This window comes from Amycolatopsis mediterranei (assembly GCF_026017845.1).
Lineage (GTDB): Bacteria > Actinomycetota > Actinomycetes > Mycobacteriales > Pseudonocardiaceae > Amycolatopsis > Amycolatopsis mediterranei.
On sequence record NZ_CP100416.1, the window covers coordinates 8,606,084 to 8,621,034 of the forward strand.

The 14,951-nt window shown below is 70.7% G+C and carries 13 protein-coding genes; 4 read left to right on the plus strand and 9 right to left on the minus strand.

Annotated features, from left to right (window positions below; translation table 11 throughout):
- Positions 1 to 8: 8 nt before the first annotated feature.
- Entirely contained in the window at positions 9 to 1,073 is a 1,065-nt protein-coding gene (locus ISP_RS38705; protein ID WP_013229235.1) for an aldo/keto reductase, read from the plus strand.
- Here ISP_RS38705 and ISP_RS38710 read toward each other — a convergent pair whose 3' ends face one another.
- A complete protein-coding gene (locus tag ISP_RS38710) occupies positions 1,074 to 2,288 on the minus strand; it encodes a metal-dependent hydrolase family protein (protein ID WP_013229236.1) in 1,215 nt (404 codons plus the stop codon).
- A 160-nt stretch (positions 2,289 to 2,448) separates the two neighbouring features.
- Positions 2,449 to 3,174 carry an ANTAR domain-containing response regulator gene (locus ISP_RS38715; RefSeq protein WP_014467635.1) on the minus strand — a complete coding sequence of 242 codons (726 nt, stop codon included), beginning with the start codon at positions 3,172 to 3,174 and terminating at the stop codon, positions 2,449 to 2,451.
- Between the two features lie 173 nt (positions 3,175 to 3,347).
- Between ISP_RS38715 and ISP_RS38720 the strand changes: the two genes are divergently transcribed.
- Positions 3,348 to 3,683 (plus strand): DUF3140 domain-containing protein, encoded by a 336-nt coding sequence (locus tag ISP_RS38720; protein ID WP_013229238.1) that lies wholly within the window; start codon positions 3,348 to 3,350, stop codon positions 3,681 to 3,683.
- A 102-nt stretch (positions 3,684 to 3,785) separates the two neighbouring features.
- On the opposite strand, the gene ISP_RS38725 is transcribed toward ISP_RS38720, so the two are convergent.
- From ISP_RS38725 to ISP_RS38750, 6 genes are all read right to left on the minus strand, one after another.
- Positions 3,786 to 5,729, minus strand: coding sequence for a glycoside hydrolase (locus ISP_RS38725; protein WP_265049881.1), 1,944 nt, complete (start codon positions 5,727 to 5,729; stop codon positions 3,786 to 3,788).
- Positions 5,730 to 5,806: 77 nt separating this feature from the next.
- Positions 5,807 to 7,561 carry a glycoside hydrolase family 35 protein gene (locus ISP_RS38730; protein WP_013229240.1) on the minus strand — a complete coding sequence of 585 codons (1,755 nt, stop codon included), beginning with the start codon at positions 7,559 to 7,561 and terminating at the stop codon, positions 5,807 to 5,809.
- Complete coding sequence (arfA, locus tag ISP_RS38735) at positions 7,554 to 9,098, minus strand: arabinosylfuranosidase ArfA (RefSeq protein WP_013229241.1); 1,545 nt, start codon at positions 9,096 to 9,098, stop codon at positions 7,554 to 7,556. The genes ISP_RS38730 and arfA overlap by 8 nt, the downstream gene beginning before the upstream one ends.
- Positions 9,095 to 10,435: an ABC transporter substrate-binding protein gene (locus ISP_RS38740; RefSeq protein WP_049878184.1), complete on the minus strand. Its 1,341-nt coding sequence runs from the start codon at positions 10,433 to 10,435 to the stop codon at positions 9,095 to 9,097. Before ISP_RS38740 ends, arfA begins: the two co-directional genes overlap by 4 nt.
- A 49-nt stretch (positions 10,436 to 10,484) precedes the next feature.
- Entirely contained in the window at positions 10,485 to 11,348 is an 864-nt protein-coding gene (locus tag ISP_RS38745; protein ID WP_013229243.1) for a carbohydrate ABC transporter permease, read from the minus strand.
- Between the two features lies 1 nt (position 11,349).
- Complete coding sequence (locus ISP_RS38750; RefSeq protein ID WP_014467636.1) at positions 11,350 to 12,276, minus strand: carbohydrate ABC transporter permease; 927 nt, start codon at positions 12,274 to 12,276, stop codon at positions 11,350 to 11,352.
- A 111-nt stretch (positions 12,277 to 12,387) separates the two neighbouring features.
- Between ISP_RS38750 and ISP_RS38755 the strand changes: the two genes are divergently transcribed.
- Positions 12,388 to 13,443, plus strand: coding sequence for a LacI family DNA-binding transcriptional regulator (locus tag ISP_RS38755; RefSeq protein WP_013229245.1), 1,056 nt, complete (start codon positions 12,388 to 12,390; stop codon positions 13,441 to 13,443).
- 641 nt (positions 13,444 to 14,084) lie between these two features.
- Positions 14,085 to 14,270, plus strand: a complete 186-nt coding sequence (locus ISP_RS38760; protein ID WP_013229246.1) for a hypothetical protein — start codon at positions 14,085 to 14,087, stop codon at positions 14,268 to 14,270.
- Here ISP_RS38760 and ISP_RS38765 read toward each other — a convergent pair.
- Positions 14,245 to 14,883 (minus strand): DsbA family oxidoreductase, encoded by a 639-nt coding sequence (locus ISP_RS38765; protein WP_176742128.1) that lies wholly within the window; start codon positions 14,881 to 14,883, stop codon positions 14,245 to 14,247. The genes ISP_RS38760 and ISP_RS38765 overlap by 26 nt on opposite strands.
- Positions 14,884 to 14,951: the final 68 nt, after the last annotated feature.

Consider the following 14,951-nt stretch of genomic DNA (forward strand, 5'->3'; position numbering starts at 1 on the left):
CTGCAGTCATGGCACTAGACCAGTACTACCTCCTCGGCCGCTCCGGGCTGCGCGTCAGCCGGCTCGCCCTCGGCACCATGAACTTCGGCACCGGCGGCTTCCACGCCGCCTACGGCAAGACCGAAGCCGAAGCGCGCCCGATCTTCCGGAAGTACCTCGACGAGGGCGGCAACTTCGTCGACACGGCGGACTTCTACACCGCCGGCGAGAGCGAGACGATCCTCGGCAAGCTGATCGCCGAAACGCACTCCCGCGACCGGGTGGTGCTCACCACCAAGTTCACCAACACCGTCGACCCGGCCGATCCCAACGCCGGCGGCAACGGGCGCAAGCACCTGATCCGCGCGCTCGACGCCTCGCTGCGCCGGCTGGGCACCGACTACGTCGACGTCTACCTGCTGCACACCTGGGACCGGATCACGCCGGTCGAGGAGGTCGTGCGCACGTTCGACGACCTCGTCCGCGCGGGCAAGATCCGCTACCCCGGCCTGTCCGACGTGCCGAGCTGGTACGCGGCGCGGGCGCAGAGCCTCACCGAGGCGCACTCGCTGGCTCCGATGGTCACCCTGCAGCTGCCGTATTCGCTGGTCGAGCGCCAGATCGAGACCGAACACGTCCCGATGGCCCAGCACCTCGGCCTCGGCGTCACGGCGTGGAGCCCGCTGGCCGGCGGGGTCCTCACCGGCAAGTACCGCGACGGCGGCGCGGGACGGCTCAGCGACGGGACCGGCTGGACCGAGCGCACCCCTCAGGTGCTCGAGCCCCTCGAAGAGGTCGCCACCAAGCTGGGCGTGACGATGGCCCAGGTGGCGATCAACTGGGTGGCGACGCAGCCGGGCATCGCGGCCGCGATCGTCGGCGCGAGCAGCGCCGAGCAGCTCGGCAAGAGCATGGCGGCGCTCGACTTCGCACTCCCGGCCGAGCTGCGGACCCTGCTCGACGAGGCGAGCGCGGTCCCGCCGGCGTCGGTGTACCGCATGTTCACCCCGGCGTACCAGCACTGGATCGTCAGCCCGGACCTGAAGATCGGCGACAAGCCGGCGGGGTACGCGCCCCCGGTCCGGAACTGGTAGTCAGCCGGAGACCACTTCGCCGCCCTGGACGATGTGGCGGAAGTGCTTCGGCTCGGCCAGCACGCCGGCGTCCGCCAGCGGGTCGCCGTCCACCACCAGCAGGTCGGCGTGCGCGCCCACGGCCAGCGTGCCGATCTCGCCGGTGAGGTTCAGCAGCTCCGCCGCCGTCGACGTCGCCGAGCGGAGCACCTCCAGCGGGGACTGGACCTCGGCGCGCAGGCGGAACTCGTGGTTCTGGTGGCGGTGCATGCCGCCGAGCAGGTCCGTGCCGTAGACCAGCCGGACGCCGCCGCGGGCCGCGCGGTCCAGGGCCGCCAGGCCCGCGCCGAGGACGTCGTCGACCTTGCGCCGGCTCGATTCCGGCAGCCCGTGCTCGCGGCCCTCCTCCTTCAAGGCCCAGTACGTCACCAGCGTCGGGACCAGGAAGGCGTCGTGCTCCCGGAACAGCTCGACACTGCGGTCGTCGATGAGGTTGCCGTGCTCGATCGACCGGACACCCAGTTCCAGGGCGCGGTTGACGGCGCGGGCGGTGTAGGCGTGCGCGGCGACGTACCGGTTGGCCGCCTCGGCTTCCTCGACGATCGCGCGCAGCTCCCCGGCCGAGTACTGCGTCGAGTCGACGCGGTCGGTCGGGGACGCCACGCCGCCCGAGGCCATCACCTTGAGGTGGTGGGCGCCCTTGCGCAGCTCGTCGCGGGCCGCGGCGCGGACGGCGTCCTCGCCGTCGGCCACCCGGCTCAGGCCCGCGCAGCACGGGTGGTCGTCCTGCACCTGGCTGCCGCGGGTCCGGCTGTCGCCGTGCCCGCCGGTCTGGCTCAGCGCCCGTCCGCAGAACAGCAGCCGCGGGCCGCGGAACAACCCCTCCGCCTGGGCGTCGGCCAGCCCGAAGTCGGCGCCCGCGACGTCGCGGACCGTGGTGAACCCGCGGTCGAGCATCCGGCTCATCGTGCGGGCGGCGTGCGCGGCCACATAGGACGGTGACGACGACGGCAGCGAACCCAGGTCCGCGGTCGACGCCGTGACGTGCACGTGCGCGTCGATCAGGCCGGGCAGCACGACCGCGCCCCGCACGTCGAGCGTGGGCACGTCGGCCGCGGCCAGGCCGGGCCCCACCTCGGCGACGCGGCCGTCGGCGCACCGGAGGTCGCCTTCGGTGTACTCGCCGGACAGCGGGTCGAGCAGGCGGGCGTTGCGCAGCAGCAGCGATCCGGTCATCGGTCCTCCTCGAGCGCGGGCACGGCGAGCGGCGCGAGGGATCCGGCCGCCTTGACGGAATCCTCGTCTTGGGCGCCTTCCGCGTCGAGGGTGTTCAGCACCCTCCAGCGTCCGGGCGGCCGAGACCACGGGCACGGCCGCCCGGCCGTGCCCGTGACCTTCAGTGCCGCGCCGAGCCGCCGTCCGCCGAGCTCATCCGCTTCGTGAAGCGGGCCGCGACGTCGCGCAGCTTGATGTTCGTGTGCTGGGACTCCACGATCAGCCGGTGCATCGCCGCGTCCTCGTTGACCCGGTGGATCAGCATCAGCATGCCCTTGGCCTGCTCGATCACCGCGCGCGTCTCCATCGCGTTGCGCAGCTCGTCGGCGAGTCTTCTAGCCTCCCGGTAGCGGCGGGTCAGCCGCAGCACCGTCTCCACGCACAACGTGAACAGCCGCAACACCTTCGTGTCGAACTCGTGGTAGCCGTGGGTCTCGAAACCGAACAGCGTGATCGCGCCCACCAGGGTGTCGTCCACCCGCAGCGGGACCGCCAGGTAGCTGCCCACGCCGAGTTCCTTGGCCGCGGCCACGAATTCGGGCCACTGATCGCCCGTCTCCGCGACCGCCACCCGCACGACTTCGCCCGTCAGCGCCGCGAGCAGGCCGGGACCGTCGCCCGCCGCGTACTGGACGTCGTCGATGCGCCGGGCTCGCTCGTCGGTGAAAGCCGCGGTCTGGGTCACCCCGTCGCGGACGACCAGGATGCTGGCCAGGTCCGCGTCCGGGACCACCCGGACCGCCTCGCCGCAGACCGCGTCGAGCAGCCCGGGCGTGTCGGACATCGATTCGAGGACCCCGACGAGATCGGCCAGCACGGCGTTCAGCTCGTCGACCCGCTCCGCCATGCCGTCGCCAGTGGTCGGCAAGGCCCACCCCTCCCATGCGTCAAGCGGCGAGCACGGGATGAGCTCGCCAGCAGCGTCAACAGAGACCACCGCTGGCGTTTCAACGGGTCCGGAGGAATTCTACCGGCCACCGGCGGCGGTTTGACGTCGGCCGCGCCGGGTAGCCCGGGACAATGGACAATCCCGCTGTTGACGACGAACTGTGGGCGGAGTTCCACCGGGTGGTGAACATGACCTCGCGCGAGCTGGAGGACTGGCTGCGCACCCGCGACGCGGGCCCGGAGGCCGAGCCGCTCCCCGACGAGGCGGGCCCGCCGACGGGCCACCAGGTGCTGGGCGTCCTGCGCAAGCGGCGGTCCGACGTGGACGACCGCGACGCGGACGTGATGCGCAAGGTGGTCGACCGGGTGCACTCCGAGCGCCGCGACGACCTGGAACCCACCGCCGGCGAGGCCCACTGGCGGCACCGGCTCATGTCGATCGGCCACGACCCGCTCAAGCCCGCCTGACCAGAGCGCCCCAATGTGGCCTTCGGTGCGTTGAACGCACCGAAGGCCACATTGGGTGCGTTCAACGCAACCAAGGCCACCTTGGGGCGCTTGGGCCGGTCGTCAGCCGGCGATGGCCTGCCGGCGCTGGTTGGGCCCGTTGGTCGGCTTGTACAGGCCGATCCGGGCGCCGTCCGCACGGGACTCGCCCGTGACGTCGAGCAGCTGCCCGGTCGCCGCGTTGACGAACGTCCAGGTGCCGTCACCGGTGGTGGACAGTGTCCACTGCGCCGCCGGGTCGCACGGTCCCGCCGCGGCCAGGGTCACCGCGCCGCCTGCCGTGGCGAGCACCTGGCCCGTGCCGGTGTTGGTGATGGTGAACCGGTCGCGGTTGCCGTAGCGGCCCGTGCGGTCGGTGAGCGTCCAGCGCTGCGCCGTCGCCGAAGCGTCCGTCGTGCGCTGGACCAGCGAGCCGTTCTCCGCCGACAGCGACTTGCCGCTCTGCACGCCGGTGAAGGTGACCGGCCGGCCCGAGCCGAGGCCCGTGCCGGGCGCCGTCGAGGAGACGCCGTCGACGAGGAAGCTCGTCACCGAACGCGCCGGCACCCGCAGCGTCGCCTTGCCCGCGGTCACCCGCACCGGCTTGCCCCGCTTCAGCGCCCCGGTGACGTCGGTGACGACCGGCGTCACCGAAGCGCCGGGCCGGACGTTCCGGAAACCGGACAGGTCCAGCGTGACGTCCTGATCGGTGGTGTCCGCGTTGGTGTGCACGACTGTCGCCAGGTCCTCGCCGCGCATCGCGGCCGTCGACGCGGTGTCGTTCACCCCGACCAGCCGGTCACCCGGCTTGATGTAGTGGGTGAAGTTGCGCATGGTGTTGAACTTCGTGTTCGTCTTGATCTGGCAGGTCTGCAGCGTGGCGTTCTTCGGGCAGTCGAACGGGACCTGGATCTCGCCCCAGTTCATCCCGGCCGCGGACTCCCCGCCCGGCTTCATGTTGTTGTAGTCCTCGATCGGCTGCCAGCTGACCCACGCGCTCGGCTCGAGCAGCCGCAGGTCGTCGGTGATCTGCTTGGCCATCCCGAGGCCGGGGTCCATGTCCGTGAAGTCCTGCCGGTCCAGCCAGCTGCCGCCGACCTCGCTCATCCACAACGGCTTGCCGCCGCCCTTGGCCAGATCGCGCGGGACCGGCCGGTTGCCGGTGCCGTAGGTGTGCACGTTGAGCCGGCCCGCCGCCGCGCGGGCGTCGGCCGACCAGCCGGCCCAGTCCGCGGCGAAGATGTCCGGGTTGGTCTCGTCGGGCGCGGAGACGATCGCCCGCGAGCCGGCCGCCTTCAGAGCTCCGGCCATCGCCGGGATCAGCTGCGACTGGACCGACGGGCCGATGTGCGCGCCTTCCTGCCGCCCGCCGGTCGGGTTGCCGTCGGCTCCGAGCGCGGTCTTCCAGTAGTTCGTGTTGGGCTCGTTCAGCGGGTTCACCGACGCGAACTTGATGCCGTGCGCGCGTTCGAGGGTCCGCACGACCTGCGTCAGGTACGCGGTGAAGTCGCCGATCTTGTCGGAGCGCAGCTGTTCGTCGGTGGCGTTGAAGCCGCCCGAGACGTACCCGGACACGGTCTGGAAGTACGGCGGCGAGTTGCTGAACGCCTCCCACTTCGTGACCCGGTTCTTGATCTTGTCGAGCCACCAGCGCTGGTTCGGGTCGGCCTTCGGGTCGAACTCGGCGGCGTCGCCGGGCGTCCACCAGTCCTTGTCGGCGCGGGTGGTGCCGGCCGGCGCCTTCCACCAGCCCGGGACCGCCGCGCCCGGACGCAGGTACGCCGGGACGTCGGGGGCGTTGCCGCCGCCGACGTTGAACCGGGCGATGTTCAGGTTCAGCCCGTCGGGGCCGAACACCAGGTCCGCCAGCTTGTTCCGGACCGCGTCGGGGTAGCCGCCGGTCGCCTCGGCCATCCACGCCAGGCTGGCGCCCCACCCGTCGAACGGCTGCTGCCGGTAGGTCGGGTCCGGCTTCACGGTGACCGAGGTGGCGGCCTCGGCGGGCGCGGCGGCCAGCCCGATCGCCACGATCGGTACACAAAGGACGGTGAGCAAACGCCGCAGGTTCATCGTCGAAACTGCCCTTCGGTGCGGTGGGGACTTTCTCAGGCCTCGGTGTGGCCGAGCAGCGGCCGCGGCACGAACCGGGCCGCGGGGTCGAGCATCGTGCCGAGTTCGAGCACGACGAGTTCGTTGGCACCGGCCCGGACCACCGGGCGCGGCACGTACAACGTCCGTTGCGGCCCCCGCCGCCAGTACCGGCCGAGCGCGAAGCCGTTGAGCCACGCAACGCCCTTGCCCCACTCCCCGGTGTCGAGGAAGAGGTCGGCAGGCTCGTCGAGGTCGATCTCGGTGCGCAGCACCACCGGCCCGGCCACCGCACCCGTCACGGACTCCGGCGCGGGCGGCCGCAGCGCGGGCAGCGCGGCCAGGTCGAGCGGCAGCACGTCCCAGCCGGCCAGCGGCTCGCCCTGCAGCGACGCCCCGCCGATGATGCCCTTCGCCTCGCCGATGCGCGGGCCGTAGTCGACGCGGCCCTGGTCCTCGACCAGCACCAGCAGCTCGCCGCGGCCACGCGGCAGCGGGATCGCGCGCTCGTGGTGGTCCCGGCTGAGCGTGCCCACCAGGTCGCCGTCGAAGAACACCGTGGCGCGGTCGCGGACCTCGCCGAAGGTCAGCACCCCGGACCGGTCCCCCTCGACGGCACAGCGCAGCAGCGCGAGCTGCGGCATCGGCGTCAGGTCGTCGAACGCGGGCAGTTCCTCGTGGAACTCCCAGGTGCCCCAGCGTTCCGGCGCGTCGAGCAGCCGGACCGGGTCGCCGAGCACCCCGGACGGCGTCGGCGCGGGCCGCGCCGGCGGCGGGACCGTGTCGGGCACCTTGTGGTAGCGGGCGATCACGTCCCGGAAGGCGTGGTACTTCGGCGTCGGGTCGCCGGCTTCGTCCAGCGGCGCGTCGTAGTCGTAGGAGGTGATCAGCGGCTGGTAGACGCCCTTGTCGTTGGCGCCGTTGGTGAGGCCGAAGTTGGTGCCGCCGTGGAACATGTAGAGGTTGACCGACGCGCCCGCGGCGAGCAGCGCGTCGAGCTCCGCCGCCGAGTCCGCGGCCGAGGTCGTGTGGTGGTGCGCGCCCCAGTGGTCGAACCAGCCGTTCCAGAACTCGCTGCACATCAGCGGCCCGGTCGGCTGGTGCGCGCGCAGGATCGCCAGCCGCGCCTCGGCGCCGGACCCGAACGACGCGGTGCGGTGCAGCCCGTCGAGGCTGCCCGCTTCCAGCATCTCCGGCGTCGGCTGGTCCACTGTGGTCAGTGGCACGGTGACGCCGGCTTCGCGCGTGTGCTCGGCAAGCGCTTTCAGGTAGCGCTTGTCGTCGCCGAACGCCCCATATTCGTTTTCCACCTGGACCAGCAGCACCGGCCCGCCGCGGTCGATCTGGTGCGGGACGACGACCTCGTACACCTTCGTGAGGTACTCGCGGACGGCGTCCAGGTACTTCGGCTCGTACCGGCGCACCCCGACCGACGGGTCGCGGAACAGCCACGCGGGCAGCCCGCCGTTGTCCCACTCGGCGCAGATGTACGGGCCGGGCCGCACGATCGCGTACATCCCGGCATCGGCCACGAGCCGCAGGAAGCGGTCGAGGTCGAGGCCGCCCGACAGGTCGAACGTGCCGGGTTCGGGGGCGTGCGCGTTCCACGCCACGTACGTCTCGATGGTGTTGAGCCCCATCCGCCGGGCCTTGTCGATCCGGTCGGCCCACAGGTCCGGGTGCACCCGGAAGTAGTGCAGGGCGCCGGACAGGATGCGGAACGGGCGCCCGTCGAGCAGGAAGTCGTGCTCCCCGATGGCGAACTCAGGCATTCGGGGCCGCCTGCGGGGTCAGCTGGAGCACGGTCCAGGACAGCGGTGGCAGTGTCACGGTGATGGTGGTCCCCCCGGGATCGGACGTCGTGACCGTGCCGGGTAGCGGCACCGGCCGGACCGGTTGTGCGTCGGCGGTGTTCACGGTGTGGCGGGTCTCGCCGTCGGGTGTGGTCAGCGTTTCGGCGGCGTAGACGCCGAACCGGGCGCCGCGCAGGCGGATCCGGACTTCGGTCGCGGACGCCGTGGCGCGGTTGGTCAGGAACACCGCGCCGCGCCCGGAGTCCTCGACCGTCGCGGCGGCGTCCACGAGGTCGACTTCGCCGTGCTGCGCGGTGCGCAGCCGCGCGCCTTCGACGCTCAGGCGCAGGCTCGCCCCGCCCGCAAGCGCGGCGACCTGCCGGAACGGGTGGAACGTCGTCTGCCGCCAGGCCGGGCCGCCGGGCTCGGAGCGGATCGGCGCGATGACGTTCACCAGCTGGGCCTGGTTCGCCATGGTGACGCGGTCGACGTTGCGCAGCAGGGAGCTCAGCAGCGAGCCGACGACGACCGCGTCGGTGACGGTGTAGGTGTCCTCGATGATCCGCGGGTGCTCCCGCCAGCCGCCCGCGGCGAGCTTCGCCTGGTCGACCTCGTTCCAGCGGCGCAGGTCCCAGACGTTCCACTCGTCGACGCTGATCCCGATCTTCTTGTCGAGCCCCAGCTCGTCGAGCGTTTCGTCGATGACCCCGGCCGTCGTGGCGATGTACTGGTCCAGCGCGGCCGCGCTGGCCAGGTAGCTGTCGGTGTCGCCGTGCAGCTCCTGGTAGTAGGCGTGCAGCGAGATGTGGTCGACCAGCTCCGCGGTGTGGCGCAGCACCGTGCGCTCCCACGAGCCGAACGTCGGCATGTCGGCGTGCGAGCTGCCCGCGACGACCAGCTCGACACCCGGGTCGATCATCCGCATGAGCCGGGCGGTTTCCGCAGCGAGGCGGCCGTATTCGTCGGCCGTCTTGTGGCCGATCTGCCACGGGCCGTCCATCTCGTTGCCGAGGCACCACAGCTTGAACCCGAACGGGCGGTCGGCGCCGTTCGCGCGCCGCCGCTCGCTCAGTTCCGTGCCGCCGGCGTGGTTGCAGTACTCCAGGACGTCGGCCGCTTCCTGGATGCCGCGGGTGCCGAGGTTGACGGCGTACATCACCTCGGCACCCGCGGCTTCGGCCCACGCGACGAATTCGTGCAGGCCGAAGCGGTTGGGTTCCACGCTGTGCCACGCCGGGTCCAACCGGACCGGCCGGGTTTCGGCCGGTCCGACGCCGTCTTCCCAGCGGTAGCCGGAGACGAAGTTGCCACCGGGGTAGCGGAGCACGGTGGGCCCGAGTTCCCGGACCAGCTCCAGCACGTCGCCGCGGAAGCCGCGATCGTCCGAAGTGGAGTGACCGGGCTCGTACAGTCCGGTGTAGACGGACCGGCCCATGTGCTCGACGAACGAGCCGAAGAGGCGACGCGGGACCGGGCCGATGACCTGGCCCGCGTCGCCTTCGATGTGGACGGTCATCCCGCGCTGACCGTGAAGCCCTGCTGGTTGCCGTAGTCGACGATGGCCTGTTGCCAGGCCGCCAGCCCGGCGTCGAGGCCGGTGCCGTTCAGGTAGGCCTTGCCCGCGGTGTCGCTGAAGACGCTGTTGGCGTAGGTCTGGTACGGCAGGTAGCTCCAGCCCGGCGCGACGTCCTTCGACGCCTGCGTCAGCACCTGGTTGATCTTCTGGCCACCGAAGTACGGCACCTCCTGGTCGACGAACGCCGGCGAGGTCAGGTCGGCCGTGGTGGACGGGAAGCCGCCGCTCTTGATGAACGGCTGGACGCCGCCGCCGTGGTTGAGCCAGCGCACGAAGGCCGCGGCCAGCGGCGCGTTCTTGCTCTGCTTGACCACGGACTGCGCGCTGCCGCCGTTCTCCGCCGTCACCGGCTTGCCGTCGTAGGTCGGCATCGGCGCGACGGCCCACTTGCCGGAGGCACCGGGCACGGACGAGATGAAGTTGCCCGGCATCCAGGCGCCGGTGACCAGGGACGAGACGGTGCCGTCACCGAGGGCGCGGAACCAGTCGTCGGACCACTCCTTGACCGGGGCGAGCAGCTTGCCCTGGATCATCTGGTCCCACAGCGCGGTCCACTTCTTGGTGCCCGCGTCGCCGAAGTTGACCTTCACGTTCTTGCCGTCGACGGCGAACGGGCGCCCGCCGGCCTGCCAGATCATGCTCAGCACGGCCCCGGGGTCACCGGTGTCCGAGGTCATGTACTTGGTGGGGTCGGCGGTGTGCAGCTTCTTCGCCGCTTCGATGTACTCGGCCCAGGTCTTCGGCACGGCGATGCCGTTCTTGTCGAAGACCTCCTTGTTGTAGAACAGCGCCATCGGGCCGGAGTCCTGCGGGAGGCCGTAGACCCCGTTGCCGTTCTTCACCTGCGCCCACGTCGAGGCGCTGTAGTCCTTTTCGAACGAGCCGAAGCCGAACTGGTTGAGGTCGGCCAGTGAATCGGTCAGCGCGAACTGCGGGAGGGCGTAGTACTCGATCTGGGCGACGTCGGGGGCTCCCGAGCCGGCCTTGATCGCGTTCTGCAGCTTGGTGTACTCGTCCTTGTTGGTGCCCGCGTTGACGTAGTTGACCTTGACGTTCGGGTATTCCTTCTCGAACGCGGCCACCTGGTCCTTGGCGGACGGGGTCCAGCTCCAGTAGGTGATCTCCCCGCCGGCCTTGAGCGCGGCGTCGACGGAGTCCTGGGTGCCGGTGGCGGCGGCGGGCGCGGACGACGAGCCCCCGGACGAGCAGCCGACCGCCAGTGCGGCGGCCAGCGCCACGGCGGCAGCCGCCTTGGCGCGGGTGCGGAATCTTGACATCGAGTGTCCCTTCACAGCGGTGTGACGGCGGGTTTTACTGACGACGCTGCTACTGCTTGACGCTGCCGGCGCTCAGGCCCGATTGCCAGAACCGTTGCATGAGCAGGAAAGCGACGACTAGGGGGATGATCGTGAGCAACGACCCGGTGAGGACCAGGTTGAAGATCGGCTGGGCGCCGGCGCCGTTGGCCTGGGCGCTCCACTGGTTGAGCCCGACGGTCAGCGGGTACCACTTCGGCTCGCTGAGCATGATCAGCGGCAGGAAGTAGTTGTTCCACGTCTGCACCATCGTGAACAGCGTGACGGTGATGATCCCGGGGACCAGCTGGCGCAGCGTGACGGTGAGGAAGATCCGGATCTCCCCGGCACCGTCGATCCGCGCCGCCTCCAGCAGCTCGTCGGGGATGGCGTCGGCGGCGTAGACCCAGATCAGGTACAGGCCGAACGGGCTGATCAGCGACGGGATGATGACCGCCAGCGGCGTGTTGGTCAGCCCGAGCTTGCTGAACATCAGGAACGTCGGCACGGCCAGCGCCGTCGGCGGCACGGCCACGGCCCCGAGGACGACGGCGAACACCGCGCGGCGGCCGGGGAAGCGGTACTTGGCCAGCCCGTAGCCCGCGGCCGTGGCGAGGATCGTCGCGCCACCGGCCCCGACCACCACGTACAGCAGGGTGTTCCCGAGCCAGCGGAAGAAGATCCCGCCGTTGTAGGTGAACGTCTGGCCGATGTTGTCGAACAGCGCGAACGTGCCGCCGAAGGACAGCCCCGACGTCGAGAACAGGGCCGGCTGGGTCTTGCTCGCGTTGATCACCAGCCACACCAGCGGAACCAGGGTGTAGAGCAGGTAGAGCGCCATGAAGCCGGTGAGGACACGCGACTTGCGGGGTTGGGTCACCGAGAACGTGGCCACGTCACATCTCCTTCCGGGAGCCGCGCAGCTGCACGACGTAGGCGATGACCGCGGTGATCACGCCCATCACGATCGCGACGGTGGCGGAGTAGTTGTACTGCTGCCCGTTGAAGGAAAGGTTGTAGGCGTACATGTTCGGCGTGTAGAAGGTGCCGATCGTGTTCGGCACCAGGTTGCGCATGATGTTCGGCTCGTTGAACAGCTGGAAGCTGCCGATGATCGAGAAGATCGTCGCGACCACGATGGCGCCCCGGATCGCGGGGAGCTTGACCGACACGATCGTGCGGAACGTCCCGGCGCCGTCGATCGCGGCCGCCTCGAACAGTTCCTTGGGGATCACCTTCAGCGCGGAGTAGAAGATGAGCATGTTGTAGCCCACGAACTCCCACGTGACGATGTTGCCGATCGACGTCAGCAGCCAGCTCGGCGACAACGGCTTGACCGCGGTGCCCAGCAGGTGGTTCAGGTCGGCGGCGAGTCCGAAGTGGTCACCGTAGATGAAGCCCCACATCAGCGCGGCGACCACGGCGGGGACCGCGTACGGCAGGAAGATCACGATCCGGAAGAACCCGGCGCCGTGCAGCCGGGCGCTGTCGATCGCCAGCGCCGCGATCAGCGCGAGCACCAGCATGATCGGCACCTGCACGGCGAGGAACACCAGCACGCGCCGGAAGGCCTCCCAGAACTTCGGGTCGCCGAAGACCTGGACGTAGTTGTCGGCGCCGACGAACACGGTGCCGCCGAAGAAGGCCTGGTCGCGGAAGAGGCTGAGCACGAACGCGTACACGACCGGCGCGACGAAGGTCAGCGCGAACACCAGCATGAAGGGGGCGACGAAGAGCCAGCCCCGCCATTTCCGCCGCGGCCGGCGGGCCGCGGGCGCCCGGCGTGCCGGCACCGGGGCGGGCGGAGCCGCTGTGGACGTCATCGTCTCTCCGAGTGGTCATGCGGCCGGGCTATGGACCCGGCGTGATGTTTACGTCAACATGGACGGCCGCAGAGTAACTTGTTGACGTAAACATGTCCAGGACACCAAGGAGTGACCGTGCCGCGCCAGACAGCGACCTCGTCCGCATCCGGCCACGCCACCCGGCGCCGGGGGCCGTCGATGGCGGACGTGGCCCGCGAGGCGGGCGTGTCGGGCCAGACGGTCTCGCGCGTCGCGAACGGCAAGACCAATGTGGACGACGCCACGCGCGAGCGGGTCCTGGCCGCGATGCGCCGGGTCGGCTACCGGCCGAACAGCGCCGCCCGCGCCCTGCGCAACGGCCAGTTCCGCAGCATCGGCGTGATCATTTCGGCGCTACCGACGTTCGGCAACAGCCGCACGCTCGACGCCATCGCGGCCGCGGTCGTCCCGGAGGGGTTCTCGATCATCTTGATGCCGGTGACGCGCCCGACCCAGGGCGAGGTGACGGGAGCGTTCAGCACGCTCAACGAGCAGGCCGTCGACGGCGTGATCATCCTGATCGAGCAGCACCAGCTCGACCAAAGCGAGATCGAACTGCCGCACGGGCTCCCGGTGGTGGTGATCGATTCCAGCGCCCGCTACGACTACCCGGTGGTGGACAACGACCAGGCCGACGGAGCGGCGAGGGCGACCAGCCACCTGCTTTCGCTGGGGCACTCGACGGTCTGGCACATCGCGGGCCCGCCGCAGTCGTATTCGGCGGAGCGCCGCCGAAAGTCGTGGCAGGCCACATTGGAGCGGGCGGGCCGCCCGGTACCCCCGGTCGTGGTCGGCGACTGGTCACCGGAGTCGGGCTACCAGGCGGGCTTGAGGCTGGCCGCGGACCCGACGGTGACGGCGGTCTTCGCGGCGAACGACCAGATGGCGCTGGGTCTGCTGCGCGCGTTGCACGAGACTGGTCGCGGTGTGCCGTCCGAAGTGAGCGTGGTCGGCTTCGACGACATGGAGGAGTCGGCCCACTTCTGGCCTCCGTTGACGACGATCCGCCAGTCCTTCGAGGCGGTGGGCCGCCACGCGGTGGAGGCCCTGTTGACCGAAATCGAGACGGGCGCCGAAGCCGGCGAACCGGTCCTGCTCCCGACGGAGCTGGTCATCCGTTCGAGCACCGCCCCACCCCCGGCTTGACCCGAAACTGTCGGTGCCCTCCGGTAGCGTGGAAAACGGGGGGCGCCCCCGCGGCCCGGGGCTTTCGGCCGCCGGTCATCGCGCCTGAGGACATCACCCGTGTCCGGACAGGCATCTCTCGTGTCTCGAGGGGCATCACCCGTGATTGAGCGGGCATCAGCGTGATGCCCTGCCAATCACGCGTGTCGCCCTCCAATCACGAGTGATGCCCCTTCGCTCACGCCAACCGACCCTCCAGGTACGCGAACCGACCCTCTGGGTACGCCAGCCGACCGGGTGGGTACGCGACATCCGGCCGGAACGAGGCCTGCGGGGCGGCTTTCCAACCGGGGCGCGCCGATCGGGTGGGCACGCGAGTCGAATGGCGGACGGGGCGAGGGCCGCGCCGGGGTCGCGAGCGGGCGGGGGTCACGAGCCGGCGGGGTCACGAGCCGGCGGGGGTTGCGACCGGGCGGGGCGAGTGCGGGGTTGGTCGGGAGCGAGGCGGGTTGAGGCGCGGCGCGTTGGGACGAGATGCGCACGAAAGGTCGTTTCAGGCGGGCGGGGCGGGGGAATTACCGGCCACCAAGCCGGGATCTCCGGCACCGCGAACGTCGCAGTGGTGTGGACCATTCGGACGCACCCACGGAAACGAGGCCGTCATGCTCGCCATTCTCGCCGCCGTGCTCTTCGGGCTCGCCCTGCTCATGGAGCTGGCCGGGTTCGGGCTGGGCCCGGTGATCACCACCGGGACGCTCACCACCGCCGGGCTGCTGTGCGTTGCCCTGCACCTGGCCGGGGTGGCCACCGACCGGTCGCGGTTCACCCGGCGGCGGCGCCGTCGCTGACTCGCCTCAGCACCTGCGCGAACACCTCCGGCGACTGGGCTCCCGACACGCCGTACCGCTCGTCGATCACGAAGAACGGGACGCCGGACGCGCCAAGGGCGCGGGCCTGCTCGCCGTCCGACGCCACTTCTGCTTCGTACGCGTCGGACTCGAGCACGGCTCGCGCCTCGTCGGCGTCCAAACCCGCTTCGGCCGCCAGCTCCACCAGGGACTCGTGGTCGAACAGCGAGCGGCGCTCGGTGAAGTGCGCTCGGTAGAACCGGTCGATGACGGCGTCGGCCACTCCGCGCTCCTGCGCGAGGTGGACCAGGCGGTGGCCGTCGACCGTGTTGCCCATGTGGACGCCGTCAAGGTGGTACTCGAGGCCGTCGGCGGCCGCGCGCTCCTCCATCTGGGCTTCCATCGCGTCCGCTTCTTCGAGTGTCCGGCCGTACTTCTCGGCCAGCACCTCGCGGGTCGGCTTGGAAGTACCGCGCGGGAACGACGGATCGAGCTGGAACGAGTGGTGCACCACCTCGACGTCGACGCCGGCTTCGGCCACCGCCCGCTCGAAGCGGCGTTTGCCGAGATAGCACCAGGGACAGACCAGATCGGACCAAATGTCTACGCGCACGAATCCACGCTAACCGAAGGGGCACCGCACACTTCAAGGTAACCGGCGGCCACCTGCGGACAGTGACA